This is a genomic window from Dactylosporangium sp. McL0621, from assembly GCF_049995355.1.
Taxonomy (GTDB): domain Bacteria; phylum Actinomycetota; class Actinomycetes; order Mycobacteriales; family Micromonosporaceae; genus Dactylosporangium.
This window is the reverse complement of record NZ_CP188259.1, coordinates 11,294,723-11,316,960: the sequence shown is the minus strand read 5'-3', so window position 1 is coordinate 11,316,960 and position 22,238 is coordinate 11,294,723. Positions and strand designations below refer to the sequence as shown.

Below are 22,238 nucleotides of genomic sequence, written 5' to 3'. Positions count from 1 at the left end.
CGGCCGTGGCGGTCACACGTCGGCGGTGGGTGGATACCGTCGGCCGCGGTGCTCACGGCCGGTCGGTCGCCGGGGTGCGCCGTCAGCGGCGGCTGGTGGTGGCGGCTCGGGCGATCGCGGCCAAGGTGCGCGGGGTCAGGCGCCCGTCGCCCAGGCCGAGCTCGATCAGCGCGTCGAAGACCCGCTGGTCGCGGTCGGCGGCTCGGACGGCGGCGTCGACGACCCACTGGCGCTGGCTGAGGGCCGCGGCCACGCGCGAGTGGCGCAGGTGCGGGCCGAGACGGGCGCGCAGGGCGCGGCGGTATCGGCCGGCCGGGTCGTCGCGGTGGGCGGCGGCGGCGCCGGCCAGGGCGCCGGAGAGGACGGCGTAGAAGATGCCCTCGCCGGTGAAGGGGTTGATCAGGGAGAGGGCGTCGCCGGCCAGGAGGAGGCGGCCGCCGGCCGGGGGCGGGCGGTGCGTGGAGAGCGGGAGGTGGTGGGCGCGCAGGTTCGTGGCGGCCGTTGTGTCCAGGTCCGGGAGGAGCTCGGCCAGGCGGTCCAGGAGCCGGCGGCGGGACAGCGCCGGGCCGCGCAGGACCTCGCCGTAGCCGATGTTGGCGCGGCCGTCGCCGATGGGGAAGGCCCAGGCGTACGCGGGCCAGCCCGACTTCGTGGTGACGATTCGCTGCTCCGGCGCCAGGTTCGGCGCTGGGGCGTAGCCGCGGATGGCCAAGGCCAGGTGGCCGGGGCCGTTGGGGGCGTGGCCCAGGGCCTTGCGGACCAGGGAGTACGCGCCGTCCGCGCCCACCACGGCGCCGGCGTGGATCTCGCCGTCGAGGACGGCGTGGGTGCCGTGGTCAGCGACGCTGCGGACGGTGTGGCGGCGGAAGACCGCGCCGGCCCGAATCGCGGCCTCCACCAGGTGGTTGTCGAAGATCGTCCTTGGGATCGTGTACGCGGGGCGGGCATGCGGGCGGGCCACCGCGCCGCCGGACGGGCCGACCAGGTGCAAAGCCAGGATTGGTGCGAAATTTGCCGAAATATCCGGCACGCCCAGATCCGTCAGGATGTCCAAGGCGTGCGGCGCTATGCCGTCGCCGCACGGCTTGTCGCGGGGAAAGTCCGATTTGTCCAGCAGGAGGACCGTCGCCCCCGACCTGCGGGCTGACAGGGACGCCGCCGCTCCTGCCGGGCCGGCGCCGATCACGACCACGTCGTACCGATCTGTGTCGGTATCCATGGGCATGACACTGCCACACGCCACGCGGGGAAGGAGTGACCTCGGCGCGGCCGCCCACGCCGCGTTCGTGCGATGGCGGCATGGCGGAACCAACCGGCCATCCGTCCTGCGCAGTCCGTCGGTTCGTCGCCCACGCGGGACGCACGGTGGTTCACGCTGGTTGCCGTGGATCGTTACGCTCGCGGTATGCCCTGCCCTACCTGTTACTTTCCGGGCAACGACCCTGCCGCCACGCAGTGTGCGCAGTGCGGTTCGGCGTTGACGCCCACGGCGGGCGCATACCCCGGCTCGCCCGTCGCCTATGACGTGCAGCCGATGTCCGACCAGGGTGCGATGCCGCCGCCCCCGGCGCAGTACCCGCCGGGCTACATGGCACAGCCGCCGTTCCCCGGCCCTCCGGGCCAGTACCCGCCCGGCCCTCCGGGCCAGTACCCGCCCGGCCCTCCGGGCCAGTACCCGCCCGGCCCTCCGGGCCAGTACCCGCCCGGCCCTCCGGGCCAGTACCCGCCCGGCCCTCCGGGCCAGTACCCGCCCGGCGTTCAGGGCCAGTACCCGCCCACCAATCCCGTGCAGTACCAGCCCGCCAACCCGGGCCAGTACCCCTCCGGCGCCTACCCGCAGTACCCCACCGGCGGGTACCAGCAGGTGCCGCCCGTCTCCGGCGCGCCCTATCCAGGGGTTCCGGTCTCGCCCACCCCGATCTCGGTAACGCCGATCTCCGGCTCGCCCCAGCCGGAGTACTACCAGCCGCTCAAGCCGTCCCGATCCCGCGTGCTGCTGCCGCTCACCGTCATCGTGGTCGTGCTCGTCATCGCCAGTACGGTCATCGCCGTCGTCAAGCTCACCGGCGGGCCGAGCGGCGCAGCGGTGGCGAGTCAGTCCTCGGACGCGCCGGCGCCGGTGCCCACCACGACGGCGCCCGGGCCGACGCCGACCACGGCCGGGCCGACCCAGCCGGCCGGCGACCCCAAGGCGCAGGCCGCGGCGGTCGACGCCTTGCTCGATGCGAGCATTTCCAGCCGTACGAAGCTCAACGCCGCGATCGACCTGGTGAACAACTGCACGTTGTTCGAGAAGGCGATCGGGGACATGCGGACCGTCGGCACCGAGCGGCAGTCCCAGATCGACAGCGTCAGCCGGTTCGACCTGTCGGCCATCCCCGAGGGCGAGCAGGTGCGCTCGATGCTCAAGGAGGCGCTCGGGTTCTCCCTCGCCGCCGACCGCAGCTTCGTGCCGTGGGGGCAGGCTCGGCAGTCCAGCGGGTGCAGTGGCGGCGGGCAGGCCGACTACGAGGAGGCGCAGCGGCAGTCGCAGAACGCCAGCGACGCCAAGGGCCGGTTCCTGGGCGTGTGGAACCCCGTCGCGAGCCGCTACGGGCTGCGCACGCGGTCGTCCAACGACATCTAGGTGCCGTCCTCCGAGCGGCGCTGCGGGAACGGCTCACCCGCGACCGCCTCGGGCGCGCAGCGGCTCGCCGGTGGCCGGGTCCGCCTCCTCGGGCGCGGCCGCGGGCTTCTCGGGCACTTCGGGCTTGCGGCCGTACCCCTGCGTGACGATCCGGAACACGCCCAGCATGACGGCGGCCACCGGCACCGCGATGAGCAGTCGCAGCAGTGCGGTCTGCATGTCGAGCCCTGATACTCAGGGAAACCCCCGGTTCGCGGATCCGGGTGCGGGGCGGGTGCAGCCCGGATGTCCGCGGCCCGCCGGATCCATAGCGTCGACGGCGTGGAGAAGAGACCAGTCACCGTCCGCGTCGCCCGCTGGAGTGCCGAGCACCCGTGGCGCGCCATTGCTCTGTGGGTCGTGTTCGTCGCCGTCTGCTTCGTCGGCGGGAGCATGGCCGGTACCGTCGAGGCCACCAACCGCGACCAGGCCATCGGCGAGTCCGGCCGGGCCGACGTCATCGTCGGCGACGGCCACTTCGACAACCCGGCCGCCGAGAGCATCCTCATCACCGCGCGCACCGGCGCGCTGGACAACGACGCGGCGATGCGCGCCGCGGCCGACGTCAGGACCGCGATGCAGGCGCTGCCTGACGTCGCCGAGGTCGCCGACCCGCTGCCGTCGCACGACAAGAGCGCCCTGATGGTCCGGGTGACCCTGAAGGGCGACCCCGACACCGCTCAGGACCGCCTCGCTCCGCTCGTCGCGGCGACCGCGGACGTCCAGCAGCGCCACCCGGACCTGCGCGTCGAGGAGACCGGCGGGCCGTCCATCTCCAAGGCGATGGACGACACCCTGGGCAAGGACTTCCAGCGCGCGGAGTACCTCAGCCTGCCCGTCACCTTCGCCATCCTCATCGTCGCCTTCGGCGCGCTCATCGCGGCCGGCGTGCCCGTGCTGCTCGCGCTCTCCTCGGTCGCGGCCGCCCTCGGCCTCTCGACCCTCGCTTCGCACCTCGTGCCGTCGACCGACACCACCTCCAGCGTCATCCTGCTCATCGGCATGGCCGTCGGCGTCGACTACTCCCTGTTCTACCTGCGCCGCGAGCGCGAGGAACGGGCTCGCGGCCGCGAGCACCTCGACGCGGTCGAGATCGCCGCGGAGACCTCCGGGCACGCCGTCGTCGTCTCCGGCGTCGCCGTGACGATCGCCATGGCCGGGCTCTTCCTCGCCGGCGACGTCGTCTTCTCGTCCCTGGCCATCGGCTCCATCCTCGTCGTGCTCGTCGCCGTGCTCGGCTCGCTGACCGTGCTGCCGGCGCTGCTGTCGAAGCTCGGCCGCTGGATCGACCGGCCCCGCGTGCCGCTGCTGTGGCGCCTCACCCGCCCCCGCAGCTCAATGACACAGGCCTCGTCGGTGGGGACCCAGTCGGCCCGCGCCGGCGATCCCCCGCAGGGCTCCCGCGTCTGGTCCGCGATCCTGCGCCCGGCCCTGCGCCGGCCCGCCGCGACGCTCACGATCTCCGTGCTCGCCCTGCTGGCGCTGGCCGCGCCGGCGCTGAGCATGCGGCTCACCTTCCCCGGCATGGAGGACCTGCCGCGGACCACGCCGGCGATGCAGGCGTACGACCGGCTCGTGAAGGCGTACCCGAGCAACGGCACGACGCACACCGTCGCCGTGCGGGTCCCGGCCGGGCAGGTGGACAACGCGAAGGCCGCGCTGACCCAGCTGGCCCAGAAGGCGGCGGCCGACCCGCTGTTCGCGCCGCTGGACCAGGAGCCGCGGATCGAGGTGTCCGCGGACGGGCGGGTCGCCGTGCTCGACGTCGCCACCCCGTTCGAGGGCCGCTCCGAACAGGCCCGGGAGTCGCTGACCCGGCTGCGCACCCAGCTCGTGCCGCAGACCCTCGGCGCGGTCCCCGGCGCCGAGACCGCCGTCGGCGGGTTCGTCGCGGCCGACGTCGACTACGCCGCCCACGTCCAGCAGAAGCTGCCGCTGGTGATGGGTTTCGTACTCGTACTGACCTTCATCGTCATGGCGTTCACGTTCCGCTCGGTGGTCGTCGCGCTGACCTCCATCGCGCTGAACATGCTGTCCGCGGCCGCCTCCTACGGCCTGGTGGTGCTCATCTTCCAGGGCACCTGGGCCGAGGGCATCCTCGGCTTCAAGTCCATGGACGCGGTCGTGTCCTGGCTGCCGCTGTTCCTCTTCGTGGTCCTCTTCGGCCTGTCGATGGACTACCACGTCTTCGTCGTCAGCCGGATCCGCGAGGCGGTCCGCCGGGGCCTGACCACCCGCGAGGCGGTCGCCCAGGGCATCTCCGGCTCGGCCGGCGTGGTCACCAGCGCGGCCGTGGTCATGGTGGCCGTGTTCACCATCTTCGCCACGCTGAGCACCATCGACATGAAGCAGCTCGGCGTCGGCCTCGCCGCGGCCATCCTGCTCGACGCGACGATCATCCGGGCGGTCGTACTGCCCTCGCTGATGACCCTGCTCGGCGACGCCAACTGGTGGGCGCCGCGGTTCATGCGCCCGCGGCCCAAGCCGCAGCACGCGCTCGCCGAGGGCGAGCGGGTCTTCCTGAAGGTGTGATTCGGGTGCCGACGGGGCCGGTGTGCGCGACAACACACGCCGGCCCTGTGCGGTCGTCCTGCCCTCCCGCGACTCGATCGCCTACCGGCGCTGCGTCACCCTGGCCCGCCAGGTCGCGGCGCGGGGCTGGGACGTGCTGACGATCGAGCCGGACCGGGGCCCGGCGCTCCCGCTGCGCAACAACCCCGCGGTGTAGCTGATCCTGAGCCACAGCGGCCTTCCGGTGCGGCAGAAGCTCATAGTCGCCTGAACGGGGTGGCGCCGGGCATACCGGCCCGGCGATGCCGACAATTCGGCTACTGTTCGCCTATCGCCCAGCGAAGGAGCGGCTTGTGCTCGTCCTGACCCGACGTCCCGGGGAAAGCGTGATGGTCGGTGACGACGTCGTCGTCACCGTGCTCGACGTGCGTGGCGACGTGGTGCGGCTGGGCATCAAGGCGCCCCGCAGCATCCAGGTCCACCGCGAAGAGGTCTATCGCGAGCTCCAGAAGGCCAACCGCGAGGCCGCCTTGCCCGGCGACGTGGCGGTGCGGGCGCTGAGCCGGATGCTGCGTACCGAACCCGAGTAAGTTCGGCGTCGTCCTGCTGCTCAACATCGGCCGCGACGGCGGGCCGGCCGGCTACGCGCGCTCGCCCTGCTGCCCGTGCTGTGGCTCGGCCTGTACCACGGCCGGCTCGCCACCGCGGCCGGCGTCGCCCTCATGGCGCTCACGTTCGTTGTGCCGGCCGTGGCGGACCCCGGCGTGCTGCGCACCGAGTGCGCCCGCCACCGACCCGCCGGCGACCACGCTCCAGCTGCCGCCGGAGCGGGGCCACCCGCCGGCGTCGCCGTACTCGAAGTCGTCGGCGAACAGCGTCGCCGCGCCCGCGCGGGCGGCCACGACGCCGACGAGCACGACGACGCCGGCGAGCACGGGCAATGCTCGGATTGCTTTCACGGAGTGCCTCCCGGTCGTTCTGGCGGGATCCGGGGAAAGGCCTTTCCTGAGCGCTAGAACCGAACATCGATCGAAGTCAACGCGTTACGTGTGCAGGTTGGTTGCAGCGTCCTCGTACGCCTCGGCGAGCCAGCCGTGCAGCCGCTCGTCGACCTGGCCGTCGCCGGTGAGGCGCACGACGTTGACGAACCGCTCGCGGCCGATGGCGTAATGCCGCACGACCCGCGCGTCGCCCTCGATCCGGCGGGGGAGGTAGAGCTCGACGGAGAGGGCGCGGGCCATGGGCCGGACCTCCGCGAGCTTGCGGTCGGCCTTCAGGAAGACGCCGACCTTGACCGCGTCCTCGTGTACCGGCCCGAGCTCCGCGAGGAACGCGAGGATGGCGTCGTAGGCGGCGCGCTGGTACGCCGGCCGCCCTTCGAACGTCTCGTCCACCGTGCCCCCGGGCACGCACACGTGGCCCTGCCGGGCCTTGTCGAACTCCCGCTCGCACTGCGGGCACACCCACCGCGCCATGGACCGATTGTGCCGGGTGCGGCGCGCCCGCGAACTACCAGGACGATCCGAACAGGGTGATGGCGGCGACCAGCGTGATCCCGGCAGGATCGCGCCCAGGCTCACGTCGAGCGACGCGGTCGGAGCGGTCGGAGCGGGCGGCGCGCGCCATCAGCTTCATGGTGGAACCCCCTCGGCTCGGTGTGGCTCCAGCATGACCGGGTGTCACCCCGTCGGTCTGTCCCGAGGCCGATCGCCGGACGGCGACGTTCACCCGGCGGGCCGGTGCCGGGTGGGTGTCGAGCGGGCGCAGATGGGCAGCTAGCGGGCCATGGCGTCGCGGGCGCATTTGCCGAAAGTCACCCCTGCGGGGGGTTGCGCGGATCAGAATGGATTCGTGCCGAAGATCGACACTGGTCTGGCGGTGGTCCTGCGGGCCCTGCTTCCGCTGGTGCTCTGCGCGGCCTGGCTGGTGGGCGAGCCGCCCACCGTTGTGCAGACCGCCCGGTTCGCCATCGTGATCCCGGGCCCGCCGACCGGGCAGCTCGCCGAGGCGGCCCTGGACGGTGGTCGCTGCGCCGACCCGGCCGGGACGTGGCTGGGCATGCGCTGGCGCAACGAGCTCAAGTGGCGCGTCAACGAGCAGACCATCCCGGCGTACCTCGGCGACCGCACGGCCGTCGTCAACGCCCTGCGCAGCGCGGCCTACACGGTCGACACCGGGCGCAACGACTGCGGCCTGCCCGAGAACCTGGGCATCTCCGAGTCCTACGAGGGCAAGACCGACCACGTCGCGGGGGTCACGCCCACCGGCGGCTGCGGCGAGCGCGACGGGCACAACGCCGTGTCGTTCGGCCCGCTCAACCAGGGGCTGCTCGCGGTCACGTGCATCTGGTGGTACGGCGGGAAGGACAACGGCCGCAGCGTCGAGGCCGACATCCTGATCGACGACACCGAGGGCCTGTTCTTCCTGAACACCCCGCCGGCGTGCGGCGGCCGCTGGGACCTCGAGGGCACCGTCACGCACGAGTTCGGCCACGCCTTCGGGCTCGGCCACGTCGCGTACGCCCAGCACGCCGCGCTCACCATGACCGACGGGCTGCCCGACTGCTCCACCGCGTACCGGGGCCTCGGCCTCGGCGACTACCTGGCGCTCAAGCAGCAGTACGGCACCAACTGAGCCGGCTCGTGTGGCGCGCGTTCCTCGTCGCCGCCGCCGTGTCGCCGGTGGCACTGTGGGACGACGGGCCCGTCGCGCGCCTCACGAACCTGGTCCTTCAGGGCGCCGCGGTCGCCGCCACCGCCGCGGGGCTGCGGCGCAACCGGCCCGGGGCGCGCCGCGCCTGGCGGCTGCTGTGGGCCGCGCTCGCCCTCGGCGCCGCAGCGGTACCCGCGGCCGCTTCGCGCTGCTCCTCGTGCTCTCACTGGTCGGGCCGGTGGTGACCGCCCTGGAGCGCCAGCGCCACCGAGATCGGGGCGCGCTTCGTGGTGCCCGGGTTCGCCGGGCTGCTCGCCCTGCTGCTCGTGGCGCGCTGCTGGCCGACCGGGTGCGGGAGGCGCCCGCCGCACGCTGCTGCGACCTCAGCGTTTGACCTGTGCGAACTGCGGCCAGTAAACAAAGTTAAACAATTCACTATTTGACATTGTTCGATGGCAATGGTGTGGGACACACTGGGCGCTCCTGACCCGTCCGCCAGCGGGAGATGCTCATGTTTCGATTGCGGTTCAAGCCGAGGCGCAGGGTTCTGGTCATGATGGCCGGGGCTTTGCTGGTTGTCGGTGTCGGTACGGCGCCTGCATGGGCGCAGCAACAGCAGCAGCAGGGGCCGCCGGACCCGACGATGCCGGCGAATGACGGTGCGCGGGGCCTGAACTATGACGGGTTCAAGGTCGGTACCGGGCGGTGTAAAGGCCTGTTCGAGGTGCGGAGCGTGCCGGGGGCGTGTACCCACGGGCCGGATGCGGCGTTCGCCGGTGCTGATGTGCGGCAGTCGGTGGCACCCCTGGCTGCGGGGGTGGCGGCGGCGCCGGCGGGTGTTGTGTGTGATGGTGACGGGCAGTCCGGGAACCGGGTGCAGGTGTTGTATGTGCACGGTTCGGGGAACGCGGACCGGTACGGCCAGTATCTGGCGTCGATCCGGACGTGGACGTCGGGTGTCGACGACATTTACAGTGCCAGCGCGGCGCAGACGGGTGGGGTGCGGCACATCCGGTTCGTGACGGACGGCTCGTGCAATATCGCGGTGGCCGATGTGGCGATCGACAACGGTGCGTTGGCCGATTTCGGGAACTCCGTGAATGCGGTCAAGGCGGCGGGGTACAACCGGACCGACCGGAAGTATCTGATGTATGTCGACGCGACCGCGTTGTGCGGGGTGGCGTATGTGACGTTGGATGACCGTCCGGGGCAGGACAACGCGAACAACTCGGGGGCGAGTTTCTCCCGGGTGGACTCGGGGTGCTGGGGTTCGGGGCCGGCCGCGCATGAGCTGACGCATGCGATGGGTGCGGTGATGTCCAGTTCGCCGAACCACACCGCGTACGGGCACTGCACCGATGACTACGACATCATGTGTTACAACGACGGGCCGGGGACGGTCCTGCGGGTCGTCTGCGGTGACCAGGCCCAGGACAACCGCCTGGACTGCAACAAGGACGACTACTTCAACACCAGCCCGCCCGCCGGGTCGTACCTCGCCACCCACTGGAACACGGCCAACAACCGGTTCCTGCTCACCAGCGGCGGAACCGGCGGCGGAGGGTCGAAGACGGGCCCGGTGACGCTCGTGCAACTGGGCAAGTGCGTCGACGTGAACAACTCGGGCACCGCCAACGGCACCAGGATCCAGGTCTGGGGCTGCAACGGTACCGGCGCCCAGCAGTGGACCTTCCCGGGCGACGGCACCGTCCGCGCGCTCGGCAAGTGCCTCGACGTGACGTCGGCCGGCACCGCCAACGGCACGAAGATCCAGCTGTGGGACTGCAACGGCACCGGCGCGCAGCAGTGGACCTACGTGTCCGGCTCGCAGGCGCTGCGCAACCCGGCGTCGGGGCGCTGCCTCGACGACCCGAACAGCAGCACCGCCGACGGCACCCAGTTCCAGATCTGGGACTGCAACGCCACCAACGCCCAGCGCGTCACCGTCCCGGCGTAGAACGGGAAACGGCCTGGCTCCAGGGGGAGGAGCCGGGCCGTTCGTCCACGCCCCGCTAGGCGGCGTCCGCCGAGAGCAGCAGGCCCTGGTTGACCGCGGCCATGAGCGCCTGGGAGCGGTTGTTCACGCGCAGCTTGCTGTACAGCCGCGACACGTAGGTCTTGACCGTCGCCTCGGACACGGTCAGGCGCTGGGCGATGGTCGGCAGGCTGAGCCCGTCGCGCATCAGCATCAGCACCTCCTGCTCGCGCTGGCTGAGCAGCCCGGCCTGGCCGCGGCGGCGCGAGAGCGCGGAGGGCAGGCCCGGCGCGGTGAACGAGTGCGGGGCGACCGCGGCGTGGCGGATCGCGGCGAGCACCGACGAGATCGGGGCGGCCTTGGTCACGAGCGAGGCGTCGATCGTCACGACGGGCGCGGCCGTCTCGGCCACGACGCGCTCGGCCTCGGCGGCGCTGCTGGCCTCGCCGACGAGGAAGATGTCGGGAACTGTGGCCACCACCCGGTTGAGACCGAGACGGAGAAGGACGTGTTCGTCGACGGCGACCAGTCGGATCGTCATCAAGGGCTCCTCAAGAAGGGGTGTGGCCTGGGCGGATGGCGTCTTGCCCAATCAGCGTCGCAGCGTGGCCCGGCCGCGGCCATAGGCTGCAATGGACCTGCGCTCGTCGGCACCCGTGCTGCACCGGCTGACACTCGTCCTCATCTAGGCTGAAGCGCATGACCGATGTGGTGACACGGGTCCGCGCGATCTGCCTCGCGCTGCCCGGCGTGACCGAGCACGTCAGCCACGGCACGCCCCTGTTCAAGCGCGGGCGGAAGGCGTTCGTGCAGGTCTGGCCGGACGGTCACCACCAGAACCGGTTCCCGCACCTGTGGGCGGCGGCCCCGGAGGGCGTGCAGGAGCTGCTCATCGAGCAGGATTCCGAGGTGTACTTCCGGCCGCCCTACGTCGGGCACCGGGGCTGGGTGGGCGTCGCGCTCACCGCGCCCGACTGGCAGGACGTGGAGGAGCGCATCGACTCGGCGTACGAGTCGGTCCGCTGACGAGCGCCGGACCGATCTGCCCGGCGGGCTTGGGCAGCGTCACGCGCGTGGTGGTGCCGCCGCCCGGGGTCTCGTCGATGACCAGCCGGGCGTCGCGGGGTCGTCGTCGCCGGCGGCGATGGCGAGCAGCAGCCGGCGGGCGGGCTGGGCCAGGCGCGTGCGCCGGGCCTCGCGGGCGCGCCGCACGCTGCGGCCGCCGACGATGAGGGTGCCGAAAACCAGGGCGGCGCAGAGCAGCACGAACAGAGGGCGGCAAGGCCGTTGTCGACCGCCACCACCTCGTAGCCCGCCTGCTCCAGCTTGAAGGCGACGAGGTCCCGGATGTCCATGTCGTCGTCGGCGACCAGGATCGCGGTCATGGGTGCGCTCGCTCCCCTCAACCGGTGCGATTTAGATCATATGCGGCTTTCGTAGGTATATCTGCGGGATGGCCAAAGGGCGCCGGCCGGTCGGCCGACGCCCCTGGGATGCCCGGGTCCTAGAAAGGCTGCTGCGGCGTGGGCCGGGTGTGCGAGGCCCGCTCCGGGCCGTGGTGCGCGCCGAGGTTGCCGCTACTGGGCAGGGGCTGCGCGGGCCGCTCGTTGGCCGCGTGCGCGGGCCCCTCGCCGGTCGTGGGCGTGATGCCCGGGGCTGGTGCGACGCCTCGCGCGACCGCACCCGGGCCGGGCCGGGCGCCGGGCATGTTCGCCGGCGACGGCTTGATCTCCCGCGTGGCCGCGCTGCCGCTCCCGGTGGTGGTGGTGTCCGCGGTCGTGTTCGTCGCGTTTGCCGCGTCCATCGCGCGGGGCCCGGCCGACTCCTCGCAGAAGCGCTTGAAGCCCTTCAGGTCGGCCTTGAGACGGTGGTTGAGCACCTCGACCGCGTGCGCCTCGGTCGGCATCAGCTCGCGCGCGTCGATCTGCAGCTCGGCGATGACCCGGGTCATGTCCCCGGCCATCGGCTCCAGTCGCAGCGCCTCGATGACCTGCGGGCCGTCCATCGCCTCCCAGCACAGGAACTCGTCGGTGCGGCTCTCGGTGATCCGCGCGTCGAACTCGGCCCGGTTGCCGCCGATGTCGAGCACCATGTGCGCGGTGGACGCGTCGATCGGCGCCATGCTCATGACGCCGGACATGAACTGCGGATAGTTCTCGAAGTGGGCGAGCTGCTCGTAGGCCACTGCCACCGGTACGGCCACCTCGATCGAATCTCGGGCTGTGCTCATGGTGGTCCCCCTTGCCGTCGGAGCCTGATGGTTGCCCACACCGTACGGCCGAGTCGCCCCTTTTGCGGGTGATTCCAGGGAATGGTCGGAGACGCCAGAAAGCCCCCGCCGAGGTGGCGGGGGCTTTCTGGTGTGGATGGGTCAGACGGTGAGGGTCCAGCCGGTCAGGGTGCCCGCGTCGCCCGCGAAGACCGTGACGTCGAGCGCCGGCTGGCCCGCGCTGGCCTCGGCGGAGCGGAAGCGCGCCGTGGTGTTCACGACGGCCGAGGAGACTGCGAAAGTGTACGTCCCGGCGCCGGTGACCACGGAGCTCACGTCGAACGTCACCGCGTCGGCGGTGGCGGCGGGCTTCGCGGTGACGACCGCGGTGCCGAGCTTCGGGGCGGTCCTGCCGCTCAGGCTCTTCTCGAGCGACGCGGTGTCGGCGACGCGGTTGAGCGTCAGCGTGCCGGGCAGGTTGCCCGAGTCGCGGGTGAGGGTCACCTTGGCGCCCTTGACCGTCGCGCCCGAGGCCGGCGTGGCGACCTTGAACTTCAGGAAGCCGATCATCTGGTCTCCGCCCTGGCGGCCGGCGACGACCGTGGGGGAGGCGCCGAAGTTGTACGTCGGGCGGGCGCTCGAGCTGTAGGTGTCCTCCGCCCGAGCGCACAACGTCGGTCGTCTCGGCGGCGGCAACACCGCTGTGCATCGTGGTCCGGCACCGATGGCGCGAGGCGCAGGCGCGGCGATCGGCATGAATGCGCGGGCGTTACGGGGAAACATCTATTGGGGCCCTTCCGTGGCCGGCGAAATCCTGTGGAGCAGGTTCTGCATCCGGCGTTGTCATCCGGACCTCCACAAGATTCGGCAGTCGGGGTTCCCCCCGGTTCGCCGGAAGTTGCCGTTCGGGTGTGCACCGTCCGGTCGATGTGTCCACAGTGGACTCGCCGCGCTCGGGCCGCGCTCAGGACCGCCGTCGGCGACCTCGCCGGGGGCCTGGTGTCGAAACGTTGCCTGGCGGGTATGTGAATTGCCCGCGTGATGCATCGGACGATCGGACAGGAGTGGCAACCGAGCGGTGACCGAATGCCGACGCATCCGAACTAGGCGCTCAAATCCGACGAACGTAATGTTGGTCAGGTACGGCGCAACTCCCGGATAAGCCTCAAATCGGACCGCACCTACCCCGTCATAATTTTTCGAGGAGACCGACATGACCCCGATGCTGATCTCGCGCCCGGCCGTTCACGTCGTCCCCGAACTGGCGGGCGAGCGCTGCGACAGCTGCAACGCCGCGGCCAAGGCCGTCGTGACCTTCGCCAACGCCGGCGACCTGGCGTTCTGCGGGCACCACGCGAAGAAGTTCGCCGACCGCATCACCGCTACGGCCGACAAGGTCGTGGTGGAGGAGGGCTTCGACTGGCGGAGCTGAGCCACCAGGCAACCGGCGGGGCGTCGCGGCAATGTAGCCGCGGCGCCCCGCTGTCGTTTTGTGCCGCCTGGGGGCGGCTCGTCCGCGTGGGCACGAGCTCGCGCGGCGGTTGCGCGCGGCGCTGCCCACCGCCGACCTGCTCGCGCGGCACGGGGACGGCGAGTTCGCGGCGGTGTGGCGGGGCGCGGCGCCTCCGGACGCGGCGGAGCGGGCGCTGGCGCGGCTGCGGCCCGCGTACCGGGTGGGGGAGCGCTCCGTGCACCTCACCGGCAGCGCGGGCGTGGTCGTCGCGCGGGGGTGGCGGGGCTCGGCCGAGGTGCTGCGCGACGCGGGGCTGGCGCTACAGGCGGCCAAGGAGGGCGGCAAGGACCGCATCGTCCGGATGCGCGATCCTGCAGCTGGCCGGCGGGCTGTCGCTGCAGACCGTCGCCGAGGGCGTGGAGACCGAGGAGCAGGCGGCCACCCTGCGCGCGCTCGGCTGCGAGTACGCCCAGGGGCTTCCTCTTCTCCCGCCCGGTGCCGCCGGCCGACCTCGACGCGCTGCTCTCAGGCCGCCTCGAGCTCGGCGCGGCGCGGGCGGGGTAGCGGGACGGGCCACTCGTCGGTCGCGGGCTCGTCGTGCGGGGCCGCAGCGGGGGAGATGGCCACATCCGCGGCTGCCGCGCGCCGGCCGACAGGCGCGGTTGCGTTCGCGGCGTTCGCGGCGGTCCAGTCGCGCGGGGCGCCCGCCGGTGGCCCGCCGACGGCGTCCGCGACCCGGTCGCGGGCGGCGCGCGCGGGCGGCGTGTCCGTGGCGTTTGCGGCCCGGCCGCGCACGGCGGTCTCGGTGTCGCCGGCCCGGTCGCGCATTGCGGCCTTGGCCTCTGCGCCTCGGCTGCGCGTGGTGCCCTTGGTGCCCTTGGCGCCGGCGGCGCGGTCGCGCGTTGCGGCCTTGGCGTCTGCGGCGCGGTCGCGTACGGCGGTCTCGGCGTCGGCGGCGCGGTCGCGCGTTGCGGCCTTGGCGTCTGCGGCGCGGTCGCGCACGGCGGTCTCGGCGTCGGCGGCGCGGTCGCGCGTGGCGGCCTTGGCCTCCGCGGCTCGGCTGCGCGTGGTGGTCTCGGTGCCTGTGACCCGGTCGCGCGAGGTGGCCTCGGCGCCGGCGGCTCGGTTGCGCGGGGCGGGCCTGGCTGCTGCGGCTCGGTCGCGCGTTGTTCCGGGGCGCGGGGCCGGTGTAGCGGCGACCACGCGGTCGCGGCCCGCGCGCTTGGCGGCGTAGAGGGCGCGGTCGGCCAGGGGAATGAGCTCGTCGGGGCTTGTGGTGTCGGTGGGCAGCACGGCGGTACCGGCGGAAATTGTCACGACGCGAACCGCGCCGCCGCCCAGGTCGACCGCGGTCGCGCCGATCGCCGCGCGCAACCGGTCGGCCAGGCGGGCCGCGTGCGGGGCCTCGGCGTCGGGGACGAGCAGGGCGAACTCCTCGCCGCCGTAGCGGGCGACGGTGACGCCGGGGCCGGCCGCCTCCCGCAGCCGGTGCGCGACCGCGCGGAGGACCCGGTCGCCGGCCGGGTGGCCGAAGGCGTCGTTGATGCGCTTGAAGCGGTCGATGTCCAGCAGCAGCACGGCCACCGGGCGCCCGCGCCGCAGCCCGTGCAGGCGCTCCTCGAACGCGCGGCGCGTGCACAGCCCGGTCAGCGCGTCGGTCGCGGCGATGCGGCGCTGGTCCGCGACGAGCCGGGCCATCCGCCCGAGGACCAGCAGGAACACCAGCGCGCCGGCGACCGCGGCCGGCGGCACGTCGCGCATTTGATTTTGGGTGTACCGCACGAGCAGTACACCCGGAGCCACCAGCGACACGAGAACCAGCGTGGCCGGGCCGGCGGCTCGGGCGACCGGAAGCCGGCGCAGCCATGGGTGCAGCGTGATCACGGCGAGCAAGGTGGCGAGCGCGGCCGGCACCGCGCGCGGGCCTGGCAGGTATACCCAGCTCAGCAGGCCCGTGACGACCGCCGCGACCCCGGCGTCGAGTGCCGCCGGGCCGAGCCTGCGATCACGGAGCGTATTCACTCCACTATTTTCCGTCATCTCGTCAAGGATCGCCAGGTTGTGTCGCCGGACCGATACCACCCGGTCTGCACCTGTCCCGGACCGCCCGTGCTCTGGCGGAGGCGTGGACTGGGTCCGGGCGAAGGGAGCCAGTCATGACGCCACAGCTGCTCGAACATGTCCGCGCCGAGGCACTCTTCGTGTCGGACGTGCAGTCCTCGGACACGCTGGACCCCGAGCGCATCCGCCGGGCGGTCATGCTCAGCGTGCGCCGGCACGGGCCCCGCGGCTGCGCGGCGTTGGTCGCCCACGAGTTCGGCGAGCACCCCGACATCGCCGTGAGCCGGATGGGCTGGGTGCTGGACTGCATCCGCCGCGCGTACGCCCGCGCGATGGTCTGAGCCGGTTTTTGTCGTACCCCTGGGCGAGAATCCGGGGTATGCGATTCGAGCAGCTGGCCGAGGTCTCCGGGGCGGTGGCGGCCACCCCCGCCCGCAACGCCAAGATCGAGCTACTGGCGGCCGCCCTCCGCGACCTGGCCGCCTCTGGCGACGAGCGCACGGTCTCGGCCGGCGCCGGGTATCTCGCGGGTGAGCTGCGCCAGCGCCAGACCGGGGTCGGGTATGCCAGCCTGCGCGACCTGCCGCCGCCCGCGACCGGCGCGTCGCTGAGCGTCGCCGAGGTCGACCTCGCCTTCGAGCGCATGGCCGGTCTGGCTGGCAAGGGCTCCCAGGCCGCCCGCCGGGCCGAGGTCGCCGCGCTCTTCGGCGCCGCCACCGAGCCCGAGCGCCGCCTGCTGGTCGGGCTGCTCAGCGGCGAACTGCGCCAGGGCGCCCAGGCCGGGCTCCTCGCCGACGCCGTCGCCCGGGCCGCCGGGATTCCCTCCGCCGCCGTGCGCCGCGCCCTGCTGCTCGCCGGCGACCTCAAGGCCGTCGCCGCCGACGCGCTGCTGCACGGGCCCGAGGCGCTCGACGCCTACCGGCTCAACGTCGGGCGGCCGCTCGCCCCGATGCTCGCCTCCAGCGCCCCCGACGCCACCGAGGCGCTCGCGGCCACCGGCACACCGGCCGCGGCCGACATCAAGATCGACGGGGTGCGGATCCAGGTGCACCGGGACGGGGACGCGATCTCGGTGTACAGCCGCAGCCTCGACGACATCACCGCCCGCGTGCCCGCGGTGGTCGCGGCCGTCGCCGGGCTCGGGGTGTCCGCGGTCGTGCTCGACGGGGAGGCGGTCGGCGTCGACCCGGGCACCGGCCGGGCGATCCCGTTCCAGGAGACGTCCAGCCGGGCCGCCCGGCGCGACGGGGTGTCGATCCTGCAGCCGTACTTCTTCGACGTGCTCCACCTCGACGGCGAGGACCTGCTCGACCGCCCGGCCGGGGAGCGCTGGGCGGCCCTGGAGCGGGTCGTGCCGGAGCCGATGCGGGTCGGGCGCACCGTGGTCGACTCGCCCGAGGCGGCCGAGGAGGCGTTCGCCGCGGCGGTCGCGGCCGGGCACGAGGGGCTGGTGATCAAGTCGGCCGCCGCCCCCTACGACGTCGGGCGGCGCGGCGCGGCCTGGGTCAAGGTCAAGCCCCGGCACACGCTCGACCTCGTGGTGCTCGCCGTCGAGTGGGGGCACGGGCGGCGCCGCGGCTGGCTGTCCAACCTGCACCTGGGCGCCCGCGACCCCGCGACCGGCGGGTTCGTGATGCTGGGCAAGACCTTCAAGGGCATGACCGACGAGATGCTGCGCTGGCAGACGGAGAGGCTGCGGGCGCTGGCCGTCGAGGAGTCCGAGTGGGTGGTGAAGGTGCGCCCCGAGCTGGTCGTCGAGATCGCCTTCGACGGGGTGCAGACCTCGCCGCGCTATCCGGGCGGGGTGGCGCTGCGGTTTGCGCGCGTGTTGCGGTACCGGGAGGACAAACGCCCCGACGACGCCGACACGATCGACGCCGTTCGGGCGATTCACAAGGGGGCGTTGTGAACCGGCTCCTCCTCCTCGTCCAGCTCCTCGTCCAGCAGGTTCTCCGGCCGCGGGCCGATCGCCTCCCGGCGCGCCAGGTAGCCGAAGCCGTAGAGGGTCATGGCCGCGAAGAGCCACCACTGCAGGACGTAGCCGGCGTTCTGCAGGGCGTTCTGCTTCTCGGCGGGCACGGCGGTGAAGCCGGCCGCGGGCTCGTCGGAGCTGACGTAGGCGTCGAAGAGCGCGTAGGGCACGGTCGGCGCGATCGCCGCGGGCGTGATCCGGCGGATCTCCGCGTGGCCGGCGACCTCCTGCGGGCGGCCGCCCCGGCTCTCCGACGGGCGCAGCCGGCCCGCGACGGTCACCGTGCCGGAGGGCGCGGCGGGAACGTCGGGGGCGGTCAGGGCGCCGGACGAGGCGGGCCGCACCCAGCCCCGGTCGACGAGCACCGCGGTGCCGTCGCGCAGGACGAGCGGGGTGAGCACCTCGAAGCCGACGGCGCCCTCGACCGTACGGCCGCGGACGAGAATCTCGTGCGCCGGGTCGTAGGTGCCGGTCACGGTCACCCGCGTCCACTCCGAGTGCTCCGCCGGCTCGGGGCCGACCGTCCCGGCGCCCGCGCGCGGCGCGCCGACGACGTCCGTCAGCGGCACCGGCGTCGCCGAGGTGCCGGCGTCGATCCGGGCGTTGATCTCCGCCCGCTGGTCGTAGCGGTCGAGCTGCCACAGGCCGAGCAGCACCATGACCGTCGCCGCGGCCAGGGTCAGCGCGGCGTAGCCGAGCCACCGGGGCGTCGCGAGAAACCGGTACACAACCATGCACGGTAGCCCGTCCACTTCCGGACGGTCATGTTGGCGCCCGTTCGGTATCGTCCGGGACACACGTATGCCTCAGCGCCGGAGGAGCCCATGAGCACGATCCCGCGGCTGGTGATCAGCGCCCCGTCGTCCGGTCACGGCAAGACCGCCGTGTCGGTGGGGCTGCTCGCCGCGCTTTCCGCCCGTGGCTACCGCGCCGCCGGCTTCAAGATCGGGCCCGACCACGTCGACGCCGCCTACCTGGGCCTGGCCGCGGGCCGCCCGGGGCGCAACCTCGACCCGCGCATGGTGAGCGCCAAGCGGATGGGCCCGCTGTTCGCGCACGGGGCCGCGTCGCTGGACATCGCCGTGGTCGAGGGCACGATGGGCCTCTTCGACGGCCTCGCCGGGCGCACCGACAGCGAGTCGACCGCGCAGATCTCCGGCCTGCTGCGCGCGCCGGTGATCCTGGTCGTCGACGTCGGGGCGATGGGGCAGTCGGTGGCCGCGCTGGTGCACGGCTTCCGGGCCTACGACGAGCTGCTCTGGCTCGGCGGCGTGATCCTCAACCGGGTCGCCTCCACCCGCCACGAGCAGCTGCTGCGGGAGGCCCTCGACGACATCGGGGTCCCGGTCCTGGGCGCCCTGCGCCGCCACGCGCTCACCGACGCCGGCGAGTCGGGGGCCCCGCTGCCCTCCCGCCACCACGGCGTCGCCCCGGTCGTACACCACAACCTCGACGCCGTGCGGGCCGTGCGCCGCCTCGGCGAGGTCATCGCGGGCGCCGTCGACATCGACCGCACCATGGCCCTGGCCCGCTCCGCACCCCGGCTGACCTCAGACCCGTGGAGCGCCGAGGCCGAGATCGCCGCGGCCGCCGAGAGCCAGTCCCCGGTCGCCGCCACCCGCATCGGCCGCCGCCCGATCATCGGCGTCGCGTTCGCCTACCCGGAGACCGCCGAGCTGCTCACCGCGGCCGGCGCCGAGGTCGTCCCGTTCGACCCGCTGCGCGACGAGGTCCTCCCGGCCGGCGTCGACGGCCTGGTCATCGGGGCCGCGCTGCCCGAGTCGTACGCGGAGGAGCTGACCTTCAACGGCCGGCTCCGCAGCGCCGTGGCCGCGCACGCCGCCGCGGGCAAGCCGATCGCCGCGGAGGGCACCGGCCTGGTCTGGCTCTGCCGCGACTTCAACGGCCGCCCGATGTGCGGGGTCGTGGACGCCTCGGCCCGCGAGACCGACCTCGTCGTGCTCGGCTACCGCGAGGCGACCGCCCGCTCCTCCTCGGTCCTGCTGCCCGTCGGCGCGCAGGTCATCGGCCACAAGATGCATCGCACGAGCATCACCCCGCGGGCCGGCCTGCAGGCCGCCTGGACCTGGGCCGGCGGCCCGGCGGAGGGCTTCGTGCAGCGCGGCGTGCACGCCTCCTACCTCGGCCTGCACTGGGCCGGAACCCCCGCGATCGCGTCCCGCTTCGTGGCAGCGGCCGGGGCCACGGCGGCGCCGGCTCCGGGGCAGTGGAGCACGCCGTCGGCCAGCCCGTACGGTCGGCCCTCGGTGCCCGTCATGAACTTCCCGACCGCGCCCGTGCTGCCCGCTTCGCCGATCACCGGGGTTCCGGCGTCGGCCTCGGTCACCGCGCCGCCGGCCGCCGCGCTCACCTCGTCTCCGGCCGGGGCCCTCACCTCGTCTCCGGCCGCCGCCTCGGTCACCGGGCCGCCGGCCGCCCCGCTCGCCGGGTCTTCGGCCGCCGCTTCGGTCACCGCTCCGCCGGCTGCTGCCTCCGCGCTCAGCTCTGCGGCCGGCCCTTTGCCGGGTGCCTCTGCGGCCGGCTTTTTGCCGGGTAGCTCTGCGGCCGGTCCTCTGCCGGGCGTCTCTGCGGCCGGCTTTTCGCCGGGCGGCTCTGCGGCCGGCTTTTTGCCGGGCGGCTCTGCGGCCGGGCCTGCGCCGGTCGCCTCGCACGGGATTTCGTCCGAGGGTGAGCCGCTGCCGCCGGGGGCGCTCAGTTACGCGGCCGACTACACGACGCCGGACGCGCCGGCCCCGAAACTGCCGGCCGCGATCCCGGGGTCGATCCTGGCCAGCCCGGGCGGGGCCGGGACCATCGCGGCATCGGTGCCCGCGTCGGCGGGGACGCATCCGGCGGTGGGCGCGACGTACCGGTCTTCGGCTCCGGCCAGCGCGCCGACCTCGCCGGGGGCGTCTTCGCCGTTCGGGCCGGCGCTGGGGCCGGCCATGCCGGTGCCGTGGTCGGCGGCGACCGGGTCCGCGCCCGTCGGGGGTGCGGCGTCGTCGGCGGTTTCCGCCCCTGCGTCGTCGTCGGTCTCTGCTCCTGGGGCGGTTTTGTCGGTTTCGGGCCCTGCGGCAGCGTCGTCAGTTTCCGCCCCTGCGGCCGGCGCGTCCTCGGTCTCGGGTCCTCCGGCCGGGGTGGCTTCGGTCGCCGGTCCTCCAGCCGGGGCGTCGTCGGTCTTCTCCTCCGCGGCGGGATCGCTGCCGGGTGCGACGGCTCCGGTTTCCGGGGCGGCCGCGTCCGTGTCCGGTGCGCCCGCGTCCGTGTCCGGTGCGCCCGCGGTGGCCTCGTCTTCCGCGCCCTCGTCGACCGCTGAATCTGTCTCTGGGGCGAACGCCGACTCGGGGGATGTTTCGGGCAATTCGGGCGACGGGGATGGGTCCGAGGCTACGACGGTGCTGGGTGTTCCTGGCGCGACGGATGAGGCGAGCGTTGGGGTGCCTTCCGGGCCGAACGAGCCCGCGGGGGCGTCCGGGCTGCCATCGTCTGGGGTTGTGCCCGTCCAGTCTTCCGCCCAGCCTGTGTCGTCGCCGGCCCGGCCCGTGTCGTCGTCCGCCTGGCCGATGTCGTCGTCCGCTGGGTCTGTGCCTTCGCCCGCCCGGCCGGTGTCGTCGCCGGCTCAGCCTGCGACTTCGGCCGCCGCGCCCGTGTCGTCACCCGCGCGCCCGGTGTCATCGCCCGATCACTCTGTGTCCTCGCCTGCCGCGCCCGTGTCTTCGGCTGCTGGGCCGGTGTCTTCGCCTGCCGGGTCCGTGTCTTCGGCGGGGGGTTCGGTGACGGGGCCGATCACCGCGTACGGGCCGGGGGCCGGTGCTCGGATCGCCTCCGCCGCCGGTGTGCAACCCGTCTCGTCGCCCGTTGCCGGGCCGGTCTCCGGGGCGGCCGGGGGTGCCGGGCTCGTCGCGGGCGGGGCGGCCACGTCGGCCGCCATGCCGGTGTCGTCGGCTCCGATGCCGGTCTTCGCCGACCCGATGCCGCAGGCCTCGGCGCCCGTTTCGGCGGCGCCCGGCGGGGTGACCTCGATGCCGGCGGGGGAGTCGGAGGCGGTGCAGTCGGGGGAGGCGGGGTCGTACCCGTCGCAGGAGCGACCGGGGGTCGAGATCGCGGAGCAGGCGCCGGTGTCGGCGCCGCCGGTCTCGGCGCCGCCCGCGGGTGGGCGCTCTGTCGGAACTGCGTCGATTCCCGCCGCGCCCGTGTCGGGGCCCGTGTCGGCGCCGCCCGGTTCGGTAGTGTCCGGTTCCGTGCCTTCTTCGCCAGTTTCGGGAACGGCGTCCGATCCATCCGCCGCCGCGATCTCCGCTCCGCCCCTTTCCGGTGTCGCCGGGCAGGGCGCGCCCGGCGCTTCGAACGTGGGTGTCATCGGGGCCGGGGGTCTGGGCGCCGGTCACGTCGCGCCGGGTGACCCAGGTGCCCTGGCTGCGCCGGGCGCCTCAGGGGCCGTGGCTGCGCCAGGTGGTCGGGGTGTCCCGGGCGCCGTCGCTGGGCCGGGTGCTTCAGGTGCTGTGGTTGCGTCGGGTGTCCCGGGGGCCGTCGCTGGGCCGGGCGGCTCAGGGGTCGTGGCCGTGTCGGGTGTGGGGGCCGCGCCAGGGGCGTCCGGCGCCTCGGGGCTCGGTGCGCCGCGGGCCGACGGTGATACGGACGGTGACGGGGGCGGCGGGAAGCCGCCCGCCGGTGGGTCCAGCGAGGCGGCCTAGTGTCGACCTGGTCGGTGGCGCTGCGGCGCTTTCCATCGTTGCTCGT

At 73.6% G+C, this 22,238-nt stretch carries 23 protein-coding genes and 1 pseudogene; 13 read left to right on the top strand and 11 right to left on the bottom strand.

Annotated features, from left to right (window positions below):
• Window positions 1–82: 82 nt before the first annotated feature.
• On the bottom strand, window positions 83–1,225 hold the full coding sequence (locus ACPPVO_RS53600) for a geranylgeranyl reductase family protein (RefSeq protein ID WP_426507162.1): 1,143 nt from the start codon (window positions 1,223–1,225) through the stop codon (window positions 83–85).
• 309 nt (window positions 1,226–1,534) lie between these two features.
• On the opposite strand from ACPPVO_RS53600, the gene ACPPVO_RS53595 reads away from it, so the two are divergent.
• Window positions 1,535–2,626, top strand: coding sequence for a hypothetical protein (locus ACPPVO_RS53595; protein ID WP_426507160.1), 1,092 nt, complete (start codon window positions 1,535–1,537; stop codon window positions 2,624–2,626).
• A gap of 33 nt (window positions 2,627–2,659) precedes the next feature.
• On the opposite strand, the gene ACPPVO_RS53590 is transcribed toward ACPPVO_RS53595, so the two are convergent.
• Complete coding sequence (locus tag ACPPVO_RS53590) at window positions 2,660–2,845, bottom strand: hypothetical protein (protein WP_426507158.1); 186 nt, start codon at window positions 2,843–2,845, stop codon at window positions 2,660–2,662.
• A gap of 102 nt (window positions 2,846–2,947) precedes the next feature.
• Between ACPPVO_RS53590 and ACPPVO_RS53585 the strand changes: the two genes are divergently transcribed.
• From ACPPVO_RS53585 to csrA, 3 genes are all read left to right on the top strand, one after another.
• Window positions 2,948–5,197, top strand: a complete 2,250-nt coding sequence (locus ACPPVO_RS53585) for an MMPL family transporter (RefSeq protein ID WP_426507157.1) — start codon at window positions 2,948–2,950, stop codon at window positions 5,195–5,197.
• Window positions 5,198–5,219: 22 nt separating this feature from the next.
• Window positions 5,220–5,393 carry a hypothetical protein gene (locus ACPPVO_RS53580; RefSeq protein WP_426507156.1) on the top strand — a complete coding sequence of 58 codons (174 nt, stop codon included), beginning with the start codon at window positions 5,220–5,222 and terminating at the stop codon, window positions 5,391–5,393.
• Between the two features lie 136 nt (window positions 5,394–5,529).
• The gene (csrA, locus tag ACPPVO_RS53575; protein ID WP_426507154.1) at window positions 5,530–5,766 is read left to right on the top strand and encodes a carbon storage regulator CsrA; all 237 of its coding nucleotides are present in this window, start codon (window positions 5,530–5,532) and stop codon (window positions 5,764–5,766) included.
• A 51-nt stretch (window positions 5,767–5,817) separates the two neighbouring features.
• Here the strand turns inward: csrA and ACPPVO_RS53570 are convergent, their stop codons facing one another.
• From ACPPVO_RS53570 to ACPPVO_RS53560, 3 genes are all read right to left on the bottom strand, one after another.
• A complete protein-coding gene (locus tag ACPPVO_RS53570) occupies window positions 5,818–6,135 on the bottom strand; it encodes a hypothetical protein (protein ID WP_426507152.1) in 318 nt (105 codons plus the stop codon).
• Between the two features lie 84 nt (window positions 6,136–6,219).
• On the bottom strand, window positions 6,220–6,651 hold the full coding sequence (locus ACPPVO_RS53565) for a DUF5655 domain-containing protein (protein ID WP_426507150.1): 432 nt from the start codon (window positions 6,649–6,651) through the stop codon (window positions 6,220–6,222).
• A 34-nt stretch (window positions 6,652–6,685) separates the two neighbouring features.
• Window positions 6,686–6,811 (bottom strand): hypothetical protein, encoded by a 126-nt coding sequence (locus ACPPVO_RS53560; RefSeq protein WP_426507148.1) that lies wholly within the window; start codon window positions 6,809–6,811, stop codon window positions 6,686–6,688.
• Window positions 6,812–7,027: 216 nt separating this feature from the next.
• Here ACPPVO_RS53560 and ACPPVO_RS53555 point away from each other — a divergent pair, with 216 nt between their 5' ends.
• From ACPPVO_RS53555 to ACPPVO_RS53545, 3 genes are all read left to right on the top strand, one after another.
• Window positions 7,028–7,810 (top strand): hypothetical protein, encoded by a 783-nt coding sequence (locus ACPPVO_RS53555; protein ID WP_426507147.1) that lies wholly within the window; start codon window positions 7,028–7,030, stop codon window positions 7,808–7,810.
• An 8-nt stretch (window positions 7,811–7,818) separates the two neighbouring features.
• Window positions 7,819–8,073 carry a hypothetical protein gene (locus tag ACPPVO_RS53550; RefSeq protein WP_426507145.1) on the top strand — a complete coding sequence of 85 codons (255 nt, stop codon included), beginning with the start codon at window positions 7,819–7,821 and terminating at the stop codon, window positions 8,071–8,073.
• 266 nt (window positions 8,074–8,339) lie between these two features.
• The gene (locus ACPPVO_RS53545; RefSeq protein WP_426507143.1) at window positions 8,340–9,785 is read left to right on the top strand and encodes an RICIN domain-containing protein; all 1,446 of its coding nucleotides are present in this window, start codon (window positions 8,340–8,342) and stop codon (window positions 9,783–9,785) included.
• Between the two features lie 55 nt (window positions 9,786–9,840).
• On the opposite strand, the gene ACPPVO_RS53540 is transcribed toward ACPPVO_RS53545, so the two are convergent.
• Complete coding sequence (locus tag ACPPVO_RS53540; protein WP_426507141.1) at window positions 9,841–10,344, bottom strand: response regulator transcription factor; 504 nt, start codon at window positions 10,342–10,344, stop codon at window positions 9,841–9,843.
• A gap of 158 nt (window positions 10,345–10,502) precedes the next feature.
• Between ACPPVO_RS53540 and ACPPVO_RS53535 the strand changes: the two genes are divergently transcribed.
• Window positions 10,503–10,829: an MmcQ/YjbR family DNA-binding protein gene (locus tag ACPPVO_RS53535; RefSeq protein WP_360381727.1), complete on the top strand. Its 327-nt coding sequence runs from the start codon at window positions 10,503–10,505 to the stop codon at window positions 10,827–10,829.
• A gap of 39 nt (window positions 10,830–10,868) precedes the next feature.
• Here ACPPVO_RS53535 and ACPPVO_RS53530 read toward each other — a convergent pair whose 3' ends face one another.
• The 3 genes from ACPPVO_RS53530 to ACPPVO_RS53520 all read right to left on the bottom strand — a co-directional run bounded on the left by ACPPVO_RS53530 (window position 10,869) and on the right by ACPPVO_RS53520 (window position 12,684).
• Window positions 10,869–11,069, bottom strand: coding sequence for a hypothetical protein (locus tag ACPPVO_RS53530; protein WP_426507139.1), 201 nt, complete (start codon window positions 11,067–11,069; stop codon window positions 10,869–10,871).
• A gap of 238 nt (window positions 11,070–11,307) precedes the next feature.
• Window positions 11,308–12,033: an SRPBCC family protein gene (locus ACPPVO_RS53525; protein ID WP_426507137.1), complete on the bottom strand. Its 726-nt coding sequence runs from the start codon at window positions 12,031–12,033 to the stop codon at window positions 11,308–11,310.
• A 141-nt stretch (window positions 12,034–12,174) separates the two neighbouring features.
• Window positions 12,175–12,684 (bottom strand): DUF7594 domain-containing protein, encoded by a 510-nt coding sequence (locus ACPPVO_RS53520; protein WP_426507135.1) that lies wholly within the window; start codon window positions 12,682–12,684, stop codon window positions 12,175–12,177.
• Window positions 12,685–13,225: 541 nt separating this feature from the next.
• Here ACPPVO_RS53520 and ACPPVO_RS53515 point away from each other — a divergent pair.
• The gene (locus ACPPVO_RS53515; RefSeq protein ID WP_426507134.1) at window positions 13,226–13,444 is read left to right on the top strand and encodes a DUF7455 domain-containing protein; all 219 of its coding nucleotides are present in this window, start codon (window positions 13,226–13,228) and stop codon (window positions 13,442–13,444) included.
• Window positions 13,445–13,502: 58 nt separating this feature from the next.
• Window positions 13,503–13,757 (top strand): annotated as a pseudogene (locus ACPPVO_RS53510) (diguanylate cyclase domain-containing protein); the annotation flags it as partial.
• 233 nt (window positions 13,758–13,990) lie between these two features.
• Here ACPPVO_RS53510 and ACPPVO_RS53505 read toward each other — a convergent pair.
• Window positions 13,991–15,487 carry a GGDEF domain-containing protein gene (locus ACPPVO_RS53505; RefSeq protein WP_426507133.1) on the bottom strand — a complete coding sequence of 499 codons (1,497 nt, stop codon included), beginning with the start codon at window positions 15,485–15,487 and terminating at the stop codon, window positions 13,991–13,993.
• 134 nt (window positions 15,488–15,621) lie between these two features.
• On the opposite strand from ACPPVO_RS53505, the gene ACPPVO_RS53500 reads away from it, so the two are divergent.
• Both ACPPVO_RS53500 and ACPPVO_RS53495 read left to right on the top strand, forming a co-directional pair.
• Complete coding sequence (locus tag ACPPVO_RS53500) at window positions 15,622–15,867, top strand: hypothetical protein (RefSeq protein WP_426507131.1); 246 nt, start codon at window positions 15,622–15,624, stop codon at window positions 15,865–15,867.
• Between the two features lie 38 nt (window positions 15,868–15,905).
• Window positions 15,906–17,435, top strand: coding sequence for an ATP-dependent DNA ligase (locus ACPPVO_RS53495; protein ID WP_426507130.1), 1,530 nt, complete (start codon window positions 15,906–15,908; stop codon window positions 17,433–17,435).
• On the opposite strand, the gene ACPPVO_RS53490 is transcribed toward ACPPVO_RS53495, so the two are convergent.
• Window positions 17,417–18,232, bottom strand: coding sequence for an SURF1 family protein (locus ACPPVO_RS53490; RefSeq protein WP_426507128.1), 816 nt, complete (start codon window positions 18,230–18,232; stop codon window positions 17,417–17,419). The genes ACPPVO_RS53495 and ACPPVO_RS53490 overlap by 19 nt on opposite strands.
• Before the next feature lie 90 nt (window positions 18,233–18,322).
• Between ACPPVO_RS53490 and ACPPVO_RS53485 the strand changes: the two genes are divergently transcribed.
• The gene (locus ACPPVO_RS53485) at window positions 18,323–22,192 is read left to right on the top strand and encodes a cobyrinate a,c-diamide synthase (RefSeq protein WP_426507127.1); all 3,870 of its coding nucleotides are present in this window, start codon (window positions 18,323–18,325) and stop codon (window positions 22,190–22,192) included.
• The last annotated feature ends 46 nt before the right edge of the window (window positions 22,193–22,238 follow it).